An 18,221-nucleotide genomic window follows, 5' to 3' on the forward strand; every position below is an offset into this window, starting at 1 on the left:
GGTAAAGGCTTAGTCGTTTTTACCTTATTGTGAATAGTTTATGTATACCCTTTTAAAGGGTATACATAAAAATAACAAATCACTTATTAAAAATAATATATACTCCCGCACTATACTCGATCTGCCAGATACCAGATATAACAAGTACTCTTTCTGGTACTGACTAGCCATTGATTTAGAAAGCTGTTTTTTTTTAGAAAGCTAAAGCGTTTCTAGGCGCATACAATTTATCCCACCCAATGACAAACACTAGGGAAGAACTATGGCTTGGTTACGACCTGTCTTATTGGTTTGCTGCTGCCTTACTCTTATTTCCTGCTCTGATGATGAGCCATCCAAACCCTCTGCAGAAAAGCCTGCAGCTACAGCACAAGCAACAAAAGACAAAACCACTCCCCAGCAACCACAAGAAGCTATTCCTTTATATTTTCAAGTACTCAACGTTAGTAGTATTGCCCATAAAGAAGGGCTTGCTGCTAAAGTGGTGCTTAGTCAGCCACTAGACCCTAAGACTAATAACAGCCCACACCTGACAGTTGAAGACAGTAAAGGCCATGAAGTTAAAGGTGAGTGGATTCTTGATACAAATCCAAACACACTATTATTTGTCGGCCTTCAGCCTGAACAAAAGTACTCTGTTTTCGTCGGGAAAACACTCATCTCAGTGACAGGAAAAACCCTGGACCAAACCACCCGTCATGAAATTACTGCTCCAGCAATGGTGCCCGTGGTTGGTTTTGCCAGTAGTGGTTCACTGCTACCAGCCCCAGTCAAAAAAGGTCTACCGGTCATGTCAGTCAATATTCCAGAGGTGGATATTGATTTCTTCCGGGTAAAACCAGATCACTTATCTGAATTTTTTAAGCAGTATCAACAGCGTGCCAGCATCGAGATTTACTATCTTGAAAAGCTAAAGCCATTTCTTGAATTAGCCCATAGCGGCCGCTTTGATTTAAAGACCAAAGCTAATACCCGTGCAGTTAGCCATATTCCTGTACAAAGCCTGTCACCGTTAACACAACCAGGTATCTACTTAGCCGTCATGCGTGCTAAAGGAGACTACCAATATCAATACCCTGCTACCTATTTCACGATCAGTGACTTAGGCGTTCATGCCCGCAGTTACAGTGACCGACTGGATGTCTGGGTCAACAGTCTGCAAACCGGCCAATCCAAGGCCAGTGCAAATGTTTACCTGCTCGATAAACAAGGTGTTCGCATCAGTGATCTCCAAAATACAGATAATAAAGGTCATGTCAGCTTTGCTAAGCCGATAAAAAACGCTTATTTATTAGTTGCTGAACATGAGCAGCATACTTCAGTTGTCCCCTTATTCACCCCCGCGCTAGACTTGGCCAACTTTAAACTAGGCAAGCGCCAGCAACAGCCACATGAAGTCTTTATCTATACACCTCGTGATTTATATCGACCTGGCGAGAAAATTGACTTCAGCGCCTTACTACGTGGCACCGATGGACAAACCGTTAAAGGTTTTCCGTTACAAGCAGATATTATTCGCCCTGATGGCAAAGTCTTAAATAGCTTTACCTGGCGTACTGAACAGCAAAATTATTTTCAACATGCTTATACTATCCCTGCCAATGCCCCAACAGGTCGCTGGCAATTAAAGGTCACTACCCCTAGCAACGTTGTATTCCAATACGACTTTTTGGTAGAAGACTTTTTACCCGAACGTATGAAGCTCGACCTAGGCGCTCCCAGCCAGCAGCTAACACCACTTACCGCCAACGATGCACTTTCTGTCCCAGTAGAAGGTGATTATCTTTATGGTGCGCCAGCCGCAGGTAATGAAGTACAACCCAAAGTATGGGTACGCAGTACAAGCCATCCACTCAGTCAATGGCCTGACTACCATTTTGGAATTACTGGCTATGATGCCTTTAACCAGCGCCAGGAGCTTAGCTCATTAAAACTCGATGCGGATGGCAAAGGCCGTATTGATATCAAAAATGAGTGGCAAGAAACCCAGTCTCCATTAGCAATTACCGTATCGGCCAGCTTATTGGAAAGTGGTGGTCGACCTGTTACCCGCAACCGCACTTACCATGTCTTTCCTCACCCGACACTGGTAGGTATTCGTCCTTTATTTAAAGACGATAACAGTGATAGTGACAGCCTGGTCAGCTTTGAGGTCGTTAAAACCAGCCAGGAAGGTGAGCTACAAACATCACCCAGCGTGCAAGCCAAACTTATTCGAGAGGAGCGTCATTATAACTGGCACTATTCTGAATCATCCGGCTGGGACAGCTCTTATACTGTCACTGAATATGCTACCTATGAACAGCCTTTAGCATTATCTGCAGATGGTCCAACCAAGCTGCAGGTGCCCGTAAAATACGGTCATTATCGTTTAGAGGTAACCGATCCTAGTAGCCAGCAAGTTTCCAGCTATCGCTTCTATGCTGGCTGGCAACAAGCACCTGACAGTGACAGCCGCCCCGATCAAATCCAGTTAACATTGGATAAAAAAGCTTACCTGGCTGGGGACAATATCCAGGTCACAGTAAATGCCCCCTTTGTCGGTCAAGGTTATCTGTTGGTTGAAGGTAATCAGCCGCTTTGGTGGGATAGCATTGAGGTGCCTGCTGAAGGTAAAACCTTTACTATTCCCGTCAGCGACGACTGGGATCAGCATAACCTCTATGTCAGTGCAGTTGTTATTCAGTCTGGCAAAGAACATCAACTTATCCGTCGTGCAGTCGGTGTACAGCACTTACCACTTGATCGTAGCCAACGCGAGCTGTCGATTACCATTGACGCACCGGATAAAATTATTCCCAACAGCCAGCTCACCGCAAAATTGAAACTCACAGGCATTAACAGTGACCAGCCTACTCAGGTGACTGTTGCTGCTGTTGACGTAGGTGTTTTAAACATCACTCGTTATGAAACACCCAACCCGAATCAGTGGTTCTTTGGGCAACGGCGTTACGAAGTGAGTCAGTACGACCTCTACCAGAAGATTATTCAACCTGAAAGTGGCAGTATTGCTGAGTTAATGTTCGGGGGGGATGCAGACCTGACTCGCGGAGGACAACAACCTGCCAGTGATGTGCAAATTGTTTCCCTGTTTTCTGGCCCAGTAACAGTGAATGATCAGGGTGAAGCAGAAGTAAACTTTGCTATTCCCGAATTTAATGGCCAAGTCAGACTGATGGCCATTGCCTTTAACGATCATCAGTATGGTCATAATGAACAAGCCGTTACAGTCGCTGCACCTGTCGTCACACAGCTAGCCATGCCCCGCTTCCTGGCAAACAATGATGAATCGACTTTAGCGTTGGATATCCACAACCTCAGTGAGCAAAACCAAGCACTGAGTCTTGAGTTCATTACGAGCAATGGTTTATCCATACTGAAGGATACGCTTCCTGAAAAACTTTCCCTTGAAAAGGGAGAAAAACAAACCTTACGTATCCCAGTAAAAGCAGGCACCTTATTTGGTACTGCCAATATTCAGCTGAACGTCGCCAATATCAAAGTCCCCCATCTGGATGAGCCGATTACTCTGGAGCGCAACTGGCAGCTGGGTATTCGTCCAGCTTACCCTGCCCACCTGCAACGTATTCAACAACAGGTTTTACCTGACAAACCCTTAACCTTTGAGGGAGCTGAGATTAAAGCACTGTATCCCACAACAGTGTTGGCACAGCTGTCTATGAGCAGTTACCCTGCTATCAACGTCGCTGCACATTTCTCTGCGTTGAAAGCTTATCCTTATGGTTGTCTGGAGCAAACTACCAGTGGTGTATACCCTCAGTTGCAAGCCAATGATAAAGTACTCCAGCAGCTGGGTATTGAAGGCTCCCCGCAACAGAAGCGTAAAGCCGCCATTCAAAAAGCCATTGCCCGGGTATTAGGTATGCAGCGCGGCGATGGCAGTTTTGGGTTATGGTCAAATACCAGCCCTGAGGAGCCATGGTTAACGGCTTATGTCACTGACTTCTTATTGCAAGCACAGCTGGCAGGTTATGCTGTACCCAAGCAAGCATTAGATAATGCCCTTGAGCGGTTGAAACATTATGTGCAAACCCAAAATCTACCCCAGGATAACTACCCTGCCTCAACCTTTGCGACCCGAGCCTACAGCGCCTGGGTGCTGGCTCAGCTTAGACAAGCACCCTTAGGCACACTCCGCACGTACTCAAGCCGTTATCAGGAGACAACCAACGCCGGATTAGCTTGGGTTCAACTCGGGCTGGCACTGGATAAAATGGGTGATAGTAACCAGGCGCAAAAAGTCATTACCAAAGGTGTTCAGCAATTACGCATTAATGAAAACTACTACCACAGTTATGGCAGCCGTACCCGTGACTTAAGCCTGGCCATCCACTGGTTAGAATCGACCAAACAGTATTCTTCCCTGGTGAGGGAGTTAGCTATGCTCTTGCATGAAAGCCTGAAGAACAAACAGTACTTCAGTACACAGGAGCGCAACGCTTTATTTTTAGCGGGCGTCAGCTTGCGTAACCACGGTGAAACTTGGTCTGGCGAACTGACCCTAGGGCAAGAGGCCACCCCTTTGAAAAACCTGGTCAACCTGCAGCAGGCTTATGGTTATGAACAGCTCAAAGAGGGCTTAACCATCACCACTCAAGATAAGCGTGGTCTTTTCGCAACCCTTGATGTCACTGGCTACCCTTCACTACCACCAAAGCCTGTAAGCAACCAGTTGTCTATTCAACGGTCGTTCTATAGCTTTGATGGCAAGCCATTAAAACTATCCTCACTACAAACAGGGGATCTGGTGATTGTTCGCCTCCAGCTAAAAACAGAAAAGCCACTACGTAATGTACTGGTGGTCAACCTGTTACCTGCGGGTCTTGAGTTAGAAAATCAAAACCTGGCAACCAGTGCGAGTGCAGAACAATTAATGATTAATGGCACGCCTATAAGTCGCTTACAACGCAACACTGAGTTAAGCCATCAAGAGTACCGTGGAGACCGCTATGTTGCCGCACTGGATATGCCTTACAGCAATAGCCAGTACGAGCTGTTTTTCCTGGCCAGAGCAGTAACCCCAGGTACTTACCAGGTACCTCCTGCCTTTGTTGAAGCGATGTATCAGCCTCAATACTTTAGCATTGGTGAGACCATTGATGAGCTTAGGGTGAAATCCCATGTCAGTGCAGATGATCCTCAATAAACATGGGGTGATACTTGTTTTTTCAGCACTGGCTTTTACAGTGCCAGTTGTTATAGCACCTACTCTATTAGTACCTGTTATAACGCGAGACAGCTTTTAACCATGCAAAAGCTGTTAAAGAAGCACCTGCTACGCTACAAGCTCTTGCTATACTGCACCGTAGCAGGCTTTATCATCATTCCCCTAGGGTTTTGGGCCGCTGACAAACAGTGGCCTTTGCCCTTACCCAGTGCATCCCTATTTGCCAGCACCGTCGTCGCTAATGATGGCTCACCCTTGCGCAGTTTTGCTGATCAAAATGGCGTATGGCGCTACCCAGTGCAGCTGGACCAAGTTTCCCCCTTGTACATTGATGCCTTACTCAGCTATGAAGATCGCTGGTTTTATCAACACCCTGGTATCAATCCTATTGCTTTGCTTCGTGCGACCTGGCAGAACATTCGTTATGGTCACATTGTCTCAGGTGGCTCAACCATCACCATGCAGGTAGCACGTCTACTGGACCCACATTCACGGACCCTATCAGGCAAGCTCAGGCAGATGTTTCGTGCCTTACAGCTCGAATGGCACTTCTCTAAGCATGAAATTCTAACGTTGTATATTAATCTTGCTCCGTTTGGTGGACCGATTGAAGGTGTTCAAGCCGCAAGTTTTACCTACCTAGGGAAATCAGCACGCTTTTTAAGTCATAGTGAAGCCGCACTACTCGCAGTGCTCCCACAATCCCCCAGCCGCTTACGTCCAGATCGTCATCCCGAGCGGGCAGCTAAAGCCCGGAATAAGGTACTGCAGCGACTAGCCTCCTTTGATATTTGGCCAGCAGAAACGATTCAGGCAGCCTTAGAGGAAAATGTAATCGCACTGCGGTTAACAGCACCACAATATGCCCCCCTCTTAGCACGACGGCTGCACCAACAAAGCCAGAAAAATCTGAGCATTTCAAAACCAAACAACGTAAACCTAGCGCCTAAATCAACTCACTTGCCCTCAAATCACTTACCACCCTCCAATCAAACCTTATCAGCCCAGTTGGATACTCTGCTTGAGCCTATTCATAGTACCGTTGACCCGCAAACCCAGTTGCAGGTATCAACGCTGATCAGCCATTACCAACATCGTCTGCAAGAGGGTGCATCGGTTGCGGCACTTGTCGTGCGCAATAAAGACTTAGCCGTTATGGCTTACCAAGGCACAGTAGACTTTGGTAATCGACAACGTTTTGGTCATGTTGATATGGTAACTGCGGTCCGCTCACCAGGCTCAACGCTGAAACCTTTTCTTTATGGCATGGCGTTGGAGCAAGGGCTGATTCACTCTGCATCACTGCTCAGCGATGCACCACTGCATGACGGTGACTATCAACCCAGCAATTTTAGTGGTGGCTTCTACGGCCCTGTTTCGGCCACTGAAGCTTTGCAACGATCACTGAATGTGCCTGCCGTTCAACTACTTAAAGCCGTTGAACCTAAACCATTTGCTGATCGGTTACGCAATGCGGGCATGTTGTTACAACTCCCACATGGTGACAAAGCTAACCTCTCCATGATTTTAGGTGGCCTAGGCACAAGGCTTGAAGACTTAGTAAGTGCTTACACCAGTCTTGCTCGAAATGGCCTGGCAGGAGAGTTACGATTTACCCCTGATGCTCCGCTCAAAGAGCGTTATTTACTTTCACCGCAAGCTGCGTGGATTGTTCGACAAATATTAACCCGAAGTGATAACCAAGCCCTTGCTGCACACACCCAGTCAATGCCCCTAGCCTGGAAAACCGGCACCAGCTATGGCTTTCGGGATGCTTGGGCGGTAGGCGTGATGCCAGACTACACCATCGGAGTATGGGTTGGCCGCCCAGATGGCACTCCATCTCCTGGAGAGTATGGACTTGTGACAGCCTGGCCGTTACTACGGGCCATCAGCAGTGCCTTACCAAAACAGTCAGGGTTTGCCAGCCCACCGCCTGGAGTATCACAACAAATCATTTGTTGGCCATTAGGTACAGCAAGCTCAAGACAGGAAAATCAACACGGCAACTGTCACCAACAACATACTGCCTGGACCATTCAGCAACACACTCCTCCCACATTATTTCCAACCCGGCAAGGCCAACAACTGGTCAATCCTGCTCCTATCCATATCAACAAGAAAGGACAACGCACCAGTTTAGCCTGCAATAGCGAGACAACAGCAACACGTCACGTAGCACTTTGGCCTCAAGTTTTAGAACCTTGGCTACCCAAACGTTGGCAGCGCCAAACATTACTGCCACCTTTTGCAACAGAGTGCTTGCCTAATCAGCCATTAGGTCATCAAACACTAAGAATTAGCTCGTTAAAAGATCAAATGCTGATTAAGCCGCAGACAAAAAACAAAGGTCGCTATATTGTCAATTTACAAACCCAGGGTGGTTATGGTCATTTGATTTGGTATCTCAATGGACGCAATATCGGTACCAGTCATGCAGGCCAAAGTCTGGTCTACACCCTCCCCCGACCAGGTGAATATCAACTTGCTGTCACTGATACCCTAGGTCATGTGGATAAAGTGACGATAACCGTTTTGGCACATTGAGCTTAGCGCTTTTAAAGTACTATCCACACAAAGATTAACAGCCCATTTCTTGCTGTTAAAACATTATTAACTATAGTGCAAAAATGTATAAATACTCCTTTTACTCGGCCCCTTTTTCCCCAACCTTCAATAATTCATTTATTGCATGTTTTTTTATAGCCGACAATTCTCCTGTTTTACTCATTTCATCGAGCTGACGGGTTAATTTGGTAATGATATTTTTATGCTTTTTATTTAAGTAATGATACAACGGTATTTTTTGTAAAGACGGCTCCAGTACAGAAATTCCTGATAGTTTTTCTTTTTTGATAGTGAGTATACCTTCTAACCGGGTTGCTACTGCTAGCTCAACACGATTTGCACTTAGCATTTTAAATTGTTGCGAAATTGAGCTTAAAGCAATTACATTCATGCCTTTAGTTCCATCTTCTGCTACTTTAAGCCCTCTTTGAATTGCAATACTATAAGGTGCTAAGCTATGCCATCCCTGCACAGAAATGTTAATTTCTCGAGTAAATACCACCCAATCGGCTATAACTAGCACTATCGGAATTCTAGTTAAATTAGGATATTTATTTTCAAGACCTGCTTTTCTAATTATGTCTCCATCAATCCGGCCATGATCAACTTCATTTAAGGCTCGCTCGGCAGGAGCTAATTTAATTTCAACTTCAATTCCAATATCTTTATATGCTTTTACAAGAATTGGCTCAGATATTTTTGTCAAATACATATCCTCAACACCTGTAATTAATAGCTTAACCTGGCTAACAGCAAATTCACATATCAGTAACCCTCCTATCCCTATCAGAACTATGAAAGTGTTCATAAAACCTCATCATCTACATTGCCAGGTTTGTCAGCTCTCTTTAATTAATAGCAGTTGGGAAAGCATGCACCAATGATATAAAATATTTTCTATTGAGTAACCGCCTCAGGCTGGGTCATTAAAATATTTAACACCTTATACTTATCAAATATCTTGTTGTATGTACCATCTTTAATAATCATCCCTAAAGTAAAGTTAAATGCCTCCATGAGTTTTGCACCTTCAATGGTTATTTGGAAACGATAAGCATCAAACCTTGACACAATTGGTTTTCCATATTGAAAGCCTTCACGATTATAGTTATCTAAAGTAATCCAATTTATATATGCATCAGCACGCTTTTTTAGCAGCATATTAAACGCTTGATCTGGAGCATTCACTTCTATTAGCTTAATACTTGGATGTAAAAGCGCACTGATTTTCATAATGCCTCTTACGAATACAACTTTCTTATTATAGAGTTCATCAACTGAGTTTATTTTATTCCTTTCTTTTAAATTAAAAACAACTTGAGAAGCCATATCAACAGGCATCCCCGTCATTCCATTTTGAGAATCATCCAGTATTAATTCAGGAAAGAGAGCATCAACTTCACCAGCGTTGAATAGTTTATTGGCTCGAGCCCACGGAACCATTCTTAGTTGAAATTTATAGCCATCTTTTTCTAGCCGTGAAATTATTTCTTGAGTGAGAAGAGAACCTGGCCCTTTTTTCAATGAGTCAGTATAACCAGGTACCGGGCCAAGTATGACTTGATATTCTTTGTTTTTAAACTGATGACGATCCACACCCGCGTGGGCATACTGAAGTACCAAAAGTAAAGCAATTATTGAATAGACGGTTGTCCACATAGTGTGTGTAGCACTTACTCTTAATAACTCAATATACCCATGTCATTTGTGAACGCTATACATTCGTGCATTTATGCTTTTAACACTCATGACCTATGCGCTTATGCAGTATAGTGCAATAAACCACTTTTTGGTGAAGTGATCCTCTAGGTACTAATGAGTGAAAAAGTAATGTTAAATAAAGATCAGTATAAATAAGTGATTACTTTTTATATATAAAAGTAATCATAACAACTAGCATTAAAACATATTAATACTTTCAATCCACAGCCTCAGCCTCTTGACAGCTGTCTGAATTAATTAGACAACCAGAATTTTCCCTCTCTGAAATCTCAGACTGAGTTGTTTCCTGTTGTTCTACTACCACACTATCATCAGTATCACGAAATGGATCATGTGGTTCTGCTAACGATACTGGTGAAACAAGTGTACAAATGATTAGTAACGTATTCAGTTTCATAATAGGTGTGCTCCTCACTTACTCATATGTTAGCCACAGGATAGGGCACTGAAACCAGCAGATAAATAATAGAAGCCCAAACATATTGTATGTATAATTCAGACAATGAACTATGAATCACTGAAATACCTCAAACAACTAGCCATGTTTGCAGTTGTTGCAAAAGAGGCCTCTTTTACCAAAGCTGCTGAGCAATTGAACTTGGGCAAAGCTCATGTTAGTGACCAAATACAACGTTTAGAAAAAAAGTTAAATGTTCAACTGCTCAACAGAAGTACGCGTTCAGTAACACTAACAAATGCAGGAAAGATTCTGCTCTCGCACTGCCAACAACTTCATGAGCTTGGAACTGAAATATTTCAGCTTGCAGAAAGCGCAAAACACATACCTAAAGGTCGCCTGAGAGTAACTGCAAAAGACGACATGTGTTTAAAGCTGTTACCCGAAATTATTCATAAATTTGAATCAACTTACGCTGAAGTAAGTGTTGATTTAATCTCTAGCGATACATTAATTGATCTTGAGAAAAATAATATTGATGTTGCCATTAGAATTGGCACAACAACTGACTGGCCTTGTTACGGCAGTTATATTACTGAGGCCGAAGCCGTTATTGTCGCAAGCAGAGACTACCTTTCAAGCATTGGTAACCCGTCAAATCTGGAGGCACTCGCCCAGATGAACTGGATTACCATAAGCTCAATGAAGAATTTCAAGTGGATCTTAACCGGCCCAGATTTAACTGAGCACGAAATCTTTATTAATGAAAAGTCATCCACTAATTCATCTGCCGTCGCTTATCAAATGATGAAAAATAACCTTGGTATTACAGCTACTGCCGAAATCATTGCCCGGCCCGATCTTGATAGCGGCAGTGTTATTCAGTTAATGCCAAACTATCATCTCCCTAAAATACACGTTTATGCGCTACATAACGAGCGCTACCCAGCAGCAAAAATTAAAGTGTTTATTGACTTTATTCGTGACCACTTAAAACCATTATTTTTCACAAAATAAGTAAATGATGGCTTAATTCTCCCCTCAGGCAATCGCATATAAATTTGCCCTTCTAAAACCAAGTTTGAAAGGCTTTTGGTCAAAAATTTGTGTTAAACCTATCGAACATACCATAGGGCTTAGTTGACGCTTCCTTGCGATAAACAGATCATAAAGGGCTACCTAACCTTTGCCTTATCAGACTACACATTAAAATATTACTGTTGTTTATTTAAAAGAAATAAAGGGTTGCAAAAAGTAGGTTGCTTCTCTTTGCAATTGTCCTACCCTCCTGCCTGTTTCGCTTGATAGCCATCTTTAGTTAAACATTGCAGTAGCTTTTCAACCTGATCCCCCTGAATTTCAATCACCCCTTGCTTCACAGCCCCCCCGGTTCCACAATACTGCTTTAACTGTTTGGCATAGGCTTTTAAGTCATTGCCTGTCTGTGGCAGACCTGTGACAGTAGTTACGGTTTTACCACCACGACCTTTGACTTCCCTTCGTACACGGACTACACCATCCGTGTATGTTGATACAGGCTCATCGTTATTTTTCTCAGGATCAATTCGTCCACCATCTGTGGTATAAACCAATCGACTGCTTTCAGATCGACTATCAGAGTCATTACTGGTATTTCGACGTTTTGACATACGACTAATAACCTCTTACTTAATACAATTAAGGATAATCACAATGGAGCTGGATCTTGCTATTCGTTTTTTAGTCATTGCGGCTGATAGTTTCATTGGGTTAGTGCTCATCGCCCTCGTACTGTTTGTGATCTACCTTATTGGCCTTTATTGTATTGATGTTACACAAACAAAGCACGCTATTCGCCGTAACTATCCCATTATTGGTCGATTTCGCTACGCATTTGAACATTTAGGCGAATTTTTCCGACAGTACTTCTTTGCTATGGACCGTGAAGAGCTGCCCTTTAATCGAGCACAACGAAGCTGGGTCTATCGCACCGCAAAAAATGTCGACTCCACCGTAGCTTTTGGTTCTACCCGTCCTTTAAATGTACCTGGCACTGTTATGTTTATGAACTGCATATTCCCCACATTAACAGAGGATGCCGTAGAACCTAGGCGTATCACAATTGGCCCTTATTGCCATGAACCTTACTCAACTACTTCATTATTTAATATATCAGGAATGAGCTATGGCGCTTTATCCGCTCCAGCTGTACAAGCATTATCACAAGGAGCAGCAATGGCTGGTGTGTGGATGAATACCGGAGAGGGTGGCTTATCTGAGCATCATTTACAAGGAGGTTGTGACCTGGTCTTTCAAATAGGTACAGCTAAATACGGTGTTCGAGACAAAGACGGCTTATTAGACGATGTCAAACTAAAAACAATTGCTAACTATCCACAGGTAAAGATGTTTGAAATCAAACTTAGCCAGGGAGCAAAACCTGGCAAAGGAGGTATTCTACCAGCAGAAAAAGTGACTTCTGAAATTTCAAAAGTTCGTGGCATTCCCGAAGGTCAAGCTTCTATTAGTCCAAATGGTCACCCTGAGATTAGATCCGTCCATGATCTGCTTGATATGATAAACCGTGTTCGTCGTATAACGGGTAAACCCGTAGGCTTTAAAATAGTAGTTGGCGGCAGTGAGTGGTTGGACGATCTCTTCCATGCAATACAACGGCGAGGGGAAGAATTTGCCCCAGACTTCATCACCATTGATGGTGCTGAAGGAGGAACAGGGGCAGCGCCAATGAGCTTAATGGATTATGTAGGTTTACCACTTGCTGAAAGCCTACCGTTAGTGGTTGACAAGCTATGTGAATATGGCCTACGCGAACGCGTCAAAGTCATTGCCTCTGGTAAATTAATTAATGCAGCAGATGTTGCCTGGGCGATCTGTCTTGGTGCTGACTTTGTAACATCAGCCCGAGGATTTATGTTTGCGCTAGGTTGTATCCAAGCCTTACGTTGTAACAAAAATACGTGTCCGACAGGCATTACAACTCATAACCCTAAACTACAAAAAGGCTTAGTGGTTTCAGAAAAAGCTGAACGTGTTAAAAATTATGCACATAATATGATGCACTATGTTGGCATTATTGCCCATTCCTGCGGTTTAAAAGAACCTAGAGAACTTACACGTCATCATGCTCGGATCGTCATTCAATCCGGCCAATCTATTTTATTGAGCGAATTATATCCTGAGGTTGCCTATAGGACACATAACACTAGTGCGGTAACTCCCACGAATCGAGGCAAAAGCTAATTAAAGTATTTTTTTTTAAACGTTATATTGAGGCTTAGCTCAAAGCCTCAATATAAAATAGCTAGGGCCTGTTAACAGGTCCTAGGGAAATCTAACTAATATATAACGTTGATCTTCACCTGCTTCTATTTCACTTAATGGTTTATCTTTACGATTAAATGCATGGTATGTGAGGTATAAATCTTTACTATCTTCCTTAGTTACCAACATATTATGGTAGATAATCCAACCACTTCCTTGCTTTTTCTGGAGCTGGATAATATCCCCCGGAGACAATAGACTCTTTGTTAATTTCCTATCAGTCGTCCACCCTAAAACTGTTGCAAAATTATTTTCATCAGCAAAATAAGCCCGAAACGTATCCACTACACTCCAACTGGTAGACCATTCCCAATGACGGTTACTACCCTGGCACCACCAAGGCGGGGTATTTGCATTGGCATAAAACTCAGTACGTGTAGCTTCATCTCTACAGCCATCGCCACTACCAACTAAACTGAACCCTCCTGCAACCATTGCTTGACTGATAAAGTTTGTACAATCATTTTCACCAAAGTCTGGATAGTTAGGGTTTCTTTTATCCCACCATGCATAAGCATAGTTAATAGCAGCACTACGATCATAGTTAACTAAAACAGTCTTACCTTGATTAAAACTATCTAATATTAAACCTGATTGATCCGGCTTTACTTCTGGGATTGAATTATTAACGGGATAGTCCTGAAATACAGGATTTAACTCTTCACTAGCGAACTTTATAACTGCATTTAACTCAACTTGTGATTTAACATAAACAGAATTAAGGCCTGTAAGTTCAGGATACTCACCAAGGAGTATACCACGCATAAAAGTCATATAACGTTTATTATCAGTCTGTTTATTAAAGGAAACCCCTTTCGACAACATAAATGATTCAACGATATCACGACCAAGCAAGTTATGATCTACAGGCTGAGAGCTATCACTAATAGCCAGCGTTGAAAAAGGAAATATCATACAAGCTAAAAAAAACTGTATTTTAAAGAAAAAAGACTGCAGGAAATGTTTTATATTATGCAGTGACTGAGTATACTCAAATGGCATATTTTGTCCTCCCTGTATATATACTCATAATGAATCATTTGTAGGTGTCAAAATAAAGTGGTATATACTCACAGCGAAGGATTATTTAGGCGAGGCCACCGAGCGATGTAGCCCCAGGAGTTTAGATAAAATAAATGACTGGAGTGGCAGTTAAATGCTCCTCGGCAATAGCTCCTGCATTGCTCTACTATATGACATCCATGTCATTATGCATAAACTGCATTCCCATCATCCTTTGTGGCCAAGAGCGATGGTAACAAAGCCTAAAAATTATTCGCGAAGAGTATACCTATAATCAAGTGTATATCTATAGTTTAAGCCAGCTTTAACCTATTCAAATTTTGTTTTTTACAATTATTAGACAACTTAGTTATTAGCAAGGTTAAAGACACTATAAGCGTATTATCTATGTAGTTTCCTCAAACCTAGCAATCTGCTATTTCTGGAGACGGCTTCTCATAGTGTATATATTTTAGGTAATCTGTAAATTAGACTACAGTAATATGATGGGATGATATATTATATCGCCAACTACAACTATATTTAGCAGCAAAACGGTGTGCTATTATTGGGAGTAGTTACACCTTGCTAACAGCATTAAAAATCTCAGGTAGGGAGCGTAAATTGAGAGTTTTTTTAATTGGTGATTCGATACGCCTCAATAGTGAAAAGTACGTAATTAAGAATCTAAGTAAAGATTCATATCTTTATTCTCCTTCAGAGAATTGTGAATCATCAATTAAAGTCAAGGAAAATCTAGACTCTTGGTTGTCCAGAGAAAATTTCGATTTAATACACCTTAACTGCGGTTTACATGATGTTCGATATAACCCTGGACAGAAAGGTCCCGTTTGTTCAAAAAAACGATATTGTGAAAACCTAGAGTCAATATTTGGTAGATTAGCACAGCGAGGATCATCTGTAATTTGGGCAACATCTACACCCATAGACGAAATTGTTCATAATGCGGTTAAGGATTCTCGTCGCTTTCTTAAAGATATCATTGAGTATAATATGGCATCGATTGAGCTTGCAAAAAAATACAATTTTAGGGTCAATGACCTTTATAACAAGACTTCAACGCAGGTTTTATCAGATATATTGCTTCCTGATGGCATTCATTTTAATGAAGTGAGTAATGCAAAAATTGGAACGTGGATTTCTAACGCCATTAACGAGACGTTAAGCCTTCTGAGATGAATTGGGAAATTAAGGAATAGCATGCGATACATGATTAGCTTTTTACTGTTATGTTTGACTTGTTCAAGCTTTTCAAAAACATTAGATATTTATGATGCTGACAGGGATAGATATATCCCCATTTCAGTGGATTTTCCTAGTAAAAATATAGATTGTTCCACCTCCCAAAAATGTAATGTTGCTTTTATTAGCGCAGGAAACAAAGTTCCATATCAAAAGTATCAATTCATTACTCAATTATTGAATTCAATGAGTTATATGACTGTTGCTGTTGATCATGAGTTACCAAATGATCCGCCATTATCAATAATAGGTGATTTATTTAAGACTAGAATTGAAAACTGGCAACGGGGTGCAACAACATTAGACTTTTTGCAGCGCAAGCTACCAACTCGTTTTCCTGAATATAATTTTCACAATATAGTACTTGTGGGTCATTCAAATGGAGGAGATATATCAGCATGGTTAGCTAATAAAGGCAAGCCATATATAAGCAAGATTGTAACTCTAGATAATCGTAGAGTTACTTTACCCAAGACTGCACAGATTCAAGTCCTTTCAATAAGAGCCACTGAGTATCCAACAGCTGAGAGTGTTTTATTAACAGAAGAAGAGCAAGATATATATCATAGCTGTATAATCGAAATAGAGAATTCAAAACATATGGATTTGTCGGATTATGGCGCAATTTCAGTTAAGCAAAGAGTTGAGTCTTTGATTAAAGGTTTTTTATCTGGCCAAGACTGCAACACTTTAAAATCAAGAAATATAGCTACGCTTGAATAAGAATACAATTATAAGTGCCTGAAATAAAATTTTTCATCGGCATTATTAATGCTGAAGTCATTTACTGTAGGACTCTCATCATAACTCATTAGTTATTAGATACAACACCATACTTTTCTTGAATACAGCGAAAATAACCATGTTCTAAAAGTTTCTGTGCACTTTTTTTCAACCTATAAAAAATGTCATCAGCTATTGCTGTACTAACAGCTATATAGATTCCATCTTGTTTTGGATCATTCCCATATGAAAACTGTAAAGGACTCGCTTCCACTTCATACATACCCATATTAGCTAGGATATAATCACCAACCACATTATTGGCAGCAACAACTTCGACCCGACCTTCAGCTAAAGCATTAAAAAGCTGATGATAGCTGTTAGCAAAAAGCGCAGGAATAATTGATTTTGACTTATAGATTGCTTCATTTAAAACAGCGTTATGGAAATATTCTTCTCGAACAACACCCAGTTTTAGAAACTTTAACTGTCGAAATTTTGTTAGTCCTTCTGCCACATTATTTTTTGCATATACTTTTGTCAATCCCCCCATATCATAAAGTATATAGCGATATTTTGGTCGACCATTTATTTCTTTATAAAAAAATCCAGCAGTAGCGTCAATCTCATTATTTTTCAGTAACGACTTTGTACGTGCATAAGGATGGAAAACTAAATAACTATCCATACCTGCATGAGAAACAACCGCTATTAAGAAATCAGGATCTATACCAAATCCTATATGCTCAGAATAGCTACAAATACCATTTTTCCGTGAAGAAATATTGTACCCTTCTTCAATCGCATAAGGAGGGAAGTCATTAAAACCAATGATTAAGCTACTTCTTTCTTTTGAAAGTGACAAATTTTGCTGAGATACAGCTTGTACCGCCCCCCATAAAGTAGTTATACCTAATATCAAAGAAAAACAGCTCCTAACAGTTGAAAACCATATATGTTTTTTCATTTAAACTCTCATACTGTTTACCCTACTTTACACTTCTCATCAGGAGAACAAGTACCCTATAAAAGTTTAGCAATAAACTGATTAATATGGAGTTCATACAATCTATTTAAAAACAGCTATAGAATAATTATGCTATAAACAAAGTTTTTCAGCAGGGCTAACTCATTCAACTAAGACTAGCACTAGCAGGCACACTTGTTTCAAATGCACTAACTGCCCCATTAGTAGATAGCGTGTATAATATTGATTCACGAAGAGTATAATATGATAAAACAGTGAAGGTTTATTGAACAAATAGATCAATACTATCAGAAAGCGTTAATCTCAAATGAACAAGTATACATACACTACTAAATGGGTAGTTCATTATTTTTAAGTGTTTATCTATAAATATTTTTTTTGCTAAGCTTTACCATTGTAATTTAACAACCTTAATTCGCAGTAATAACTCATTTATTACCAGCCTTATCAGCTCTTAACATTACAATACCGTCTATAATATAGATTGCCATAATAATTATAGGAATGAAGAGTCACTTTAAAAGCTTACCAATACATGACTCATCGAAAAAAAATAATACCATGGTATTATTTTAAGTTGTGCTTGCTATCCTAGCTTTACACTTCATATTTATCATTCATGTATGTAGATTTTGAAACAAAAGAGTACCCTGTCATCCCTATGGTGTGGCTCCTGCCAAAGATGACAGCTATAGTATAAAGCTCAATGCAAAGGTGCATTGGGGTAGTTTAACCCGGCCAATCGACAAGTTCTAAAGGGACTTGTCAGTGTAAGGGCTAGAGAGTCAGCACAAGATGACCTAATAGTAATCTACTCTAAGTAACTTTAAGTATAACTAAAGCTAGACTAGATTTTCAAAAGCGAAATTAGACTTTACTATGATTATTAAAAATCATTTGCTAATGCAAAAAATTATTTTCAAAAGATATTGCTATAGGAAAAGAAATATAACAGAAATAGTTTTGCAAAGAAGATCAGCAAGGATGCGCTACAATGATCTGTCCATCATGTGAATGTTTTTTGAAAGGTTATAATACTCAGTGTTCTT

Annotated in this window: 12 protein-coding genes; 6 read left to right on the forward strand and 6 right to left on the reverse strand. The window is 41.1% G+C overall.

Going from position 1 to position 18,221, the window contains the following annotated elements; genetic code table 11:
* The first annotated feature begins 262 nt into the window (after positions 1–262).
* Complete coding sequence (locus tag KHS79_RS10685; protein WP_212718793.1) at positions 263–5,167, forward strand: alpha-2-macroglobulin family protein; 4,905 nt, start codon at positions 263–265, stop codon at positions 5,165–5,167.
* A gap of 102 nt (positions 5,168–5,269) precedes the next feature.
* A complete protein-coding gene (gene pbpC, locus KHS79_RS10690) occupies positions 5,270–7,735 on the forward strand; it encodes a penicillin-binding protein 1C (RefSeq protein ID WP_212718796.1) in 2,466 nt (821 codons plus the stop codon).
* Positions 7,736–7,835: 100 nt separating this feature from the next.
* On the opposite strand, the gene KHS79_RS10695 is transcribed toward pbpC, so the two are convergent.
* The 3 genes from KHS79_RS10695 to KHS79_RS10705 all read right to left on the reverse strand — a co-directional run bounded on the left by KHS79_RS10695 (position 7,836) and on the right by KHS79_RS10705 (position 9,875).
* Entirely contained in the window at positions 7,836–8,564 is a 729-nt protein-coding gene (locus tag KHS79_RS10695; protein WP_212718799.1) for a substrate-binding periplasmic protein, read from the reverse strand.
* 89 nt (positions 8,565–8,653) lie between these two features.
* Entirely contained in the window at positions 8,654–9,352 is a 699-nt protein-coding gene (locus KHS79_RS10700) for a substrate-binding periplasmic protein (RefSeq protein WP_212718801.1), read from the reverse strand.
* Positions 9,353–9,674: 322 nt separating this feature from the next.
* Positions 9,675–9,875: a hypothetical protein gene (locus KHS79_RS10705; protein WP_212718803.1), complete on the reverse strand. Its 201-nt coding sequence runs from the start codon at positions 9,873–9,875 to the stop codon at positions 9,675–9,677.
* 105 nt (positions 9,876–9,980) lie between these two features.
* On the opposite strand from KHS79_RS10705, the gene KHS79_RS10710 reads away from it, so the two are divergent.
* Positions 9,981–10,892: a LysR family transcriptional regulator gene (locus tag KHS79_RS10710; RefSeq protein WP_212718805.1), complete on the forward strand. Its 912-nt coding sequence runs from the start codon at positions 9,981–9,983 to the stop codon at positions 10,890–10,892.
* 263 nt (positions 10,893–11,155) lie between these two features.
* Here KHS79_RS10710 and KHS79_RS10715 read toward each other — a convergent pair whose 3' ends face one another.
* On the reverse strand, positions 11,156–11,524 hold the full coding sequence (locus KHS79_RS10715; RefSeq protein WP_212718807.1) for a translation initiation factor: 369 nt from the start codon (positions 11,522–11,524) through the stop codon (positions 11,156–11,158).
* 43 nt (positions 11,525–11,567) lie between these two features.
* Between KHS79_RS10715 and KHS79_RS10720 the strand changes: the two genes are divergently transcribed.
* Positions 11,568–13,115 carry an FMN-binding glutamate synthase family protein gene (locus tag KHS79_RS10720; protein WP_212718809.1) on the forward strand — a complete coding sequence of 516 codons (1,548 nt, stop codon included), beginning with the start codon at positions 11,568–11,570 and terminating at the stop codon, positions 13,113–13,115.
* Between the two features lie 81 nt (positions 13,116–13,196).
* Here KHS79_RS10720 and KHS79_RS10725 read toward each other — a convergent pair whose 3' ends face one another.
* Positions 13,197–14,198 carry an amidase domain-containing protein gene (locus KHS79_RS10725; protein WP_212718811.1) on the reverse strand — a complete coding sequence of 334 codons (1,002 nt, stop codon included), beginning with the start codon at positions 14,196–14,198 and terminating at the stop codon, positions 13,197–13,199.
* A 585-nt stretch (positions 14,199–14,783) separates the two neighbouring features.
* Here KHS79_RS10725 and KHS79_RS10730 point away from each other — a divergent pair.
* Complete coding sequence (locus tag KHS79_RS10730; RefSeq protein ID WP_212718813.1) at positions 14,784–15,398, forward strand: SGNH/GDSL hydrolase family protein; 615 nt, start codon at positions 14,784–14,786, stop codon at positions 15,396–15,398.
* A gap of 30 nt (positions 15,399–15,428) precedes the next feature.
* Positions 15,429–16,184, forward strand: coding sequence for an alpha/beta hydrolase (locus tag KHS79_RS10735; RefSeq protein ID WP_212718815.1), 756 nt, complete (start codon positions 15,429–15,431; stop codon positions 16,182–16,184).
* A gap of 88 nt (positions 16,185–16,272) precedes the next feature.
* Here KHS79_RS10735 and KHS79_RS10740 read toward each other — a convergent pair whose 3' ends face one another.
* Positions 16,273–17,151 carry a type 2 periplasmic-binding domain-containing protein gene (locus tag KHS79_RS10740; protein WP_212718817.1) on the reverse strand — a complete coding sequence of 293 codons (879 nt, stop codon included), beginning with the start codon at positions 17,149–17,151 and terminating at the stop codon, positions 16,273–16,275.
* Between the last annotated feature and the right edge of the window lie 1,070 nt (positions 17,152–18,221).

The sequence above is a fragment of the Zooshikella ganghwensis genome (assembly GCF_018263875.1).
GTDB lineage: Bacteria > Pseudomonadota > Gammaproteobacteria > Pseudomonadales > Zooshikellaceae > Zooshikella > Zooshikella ganghwensis.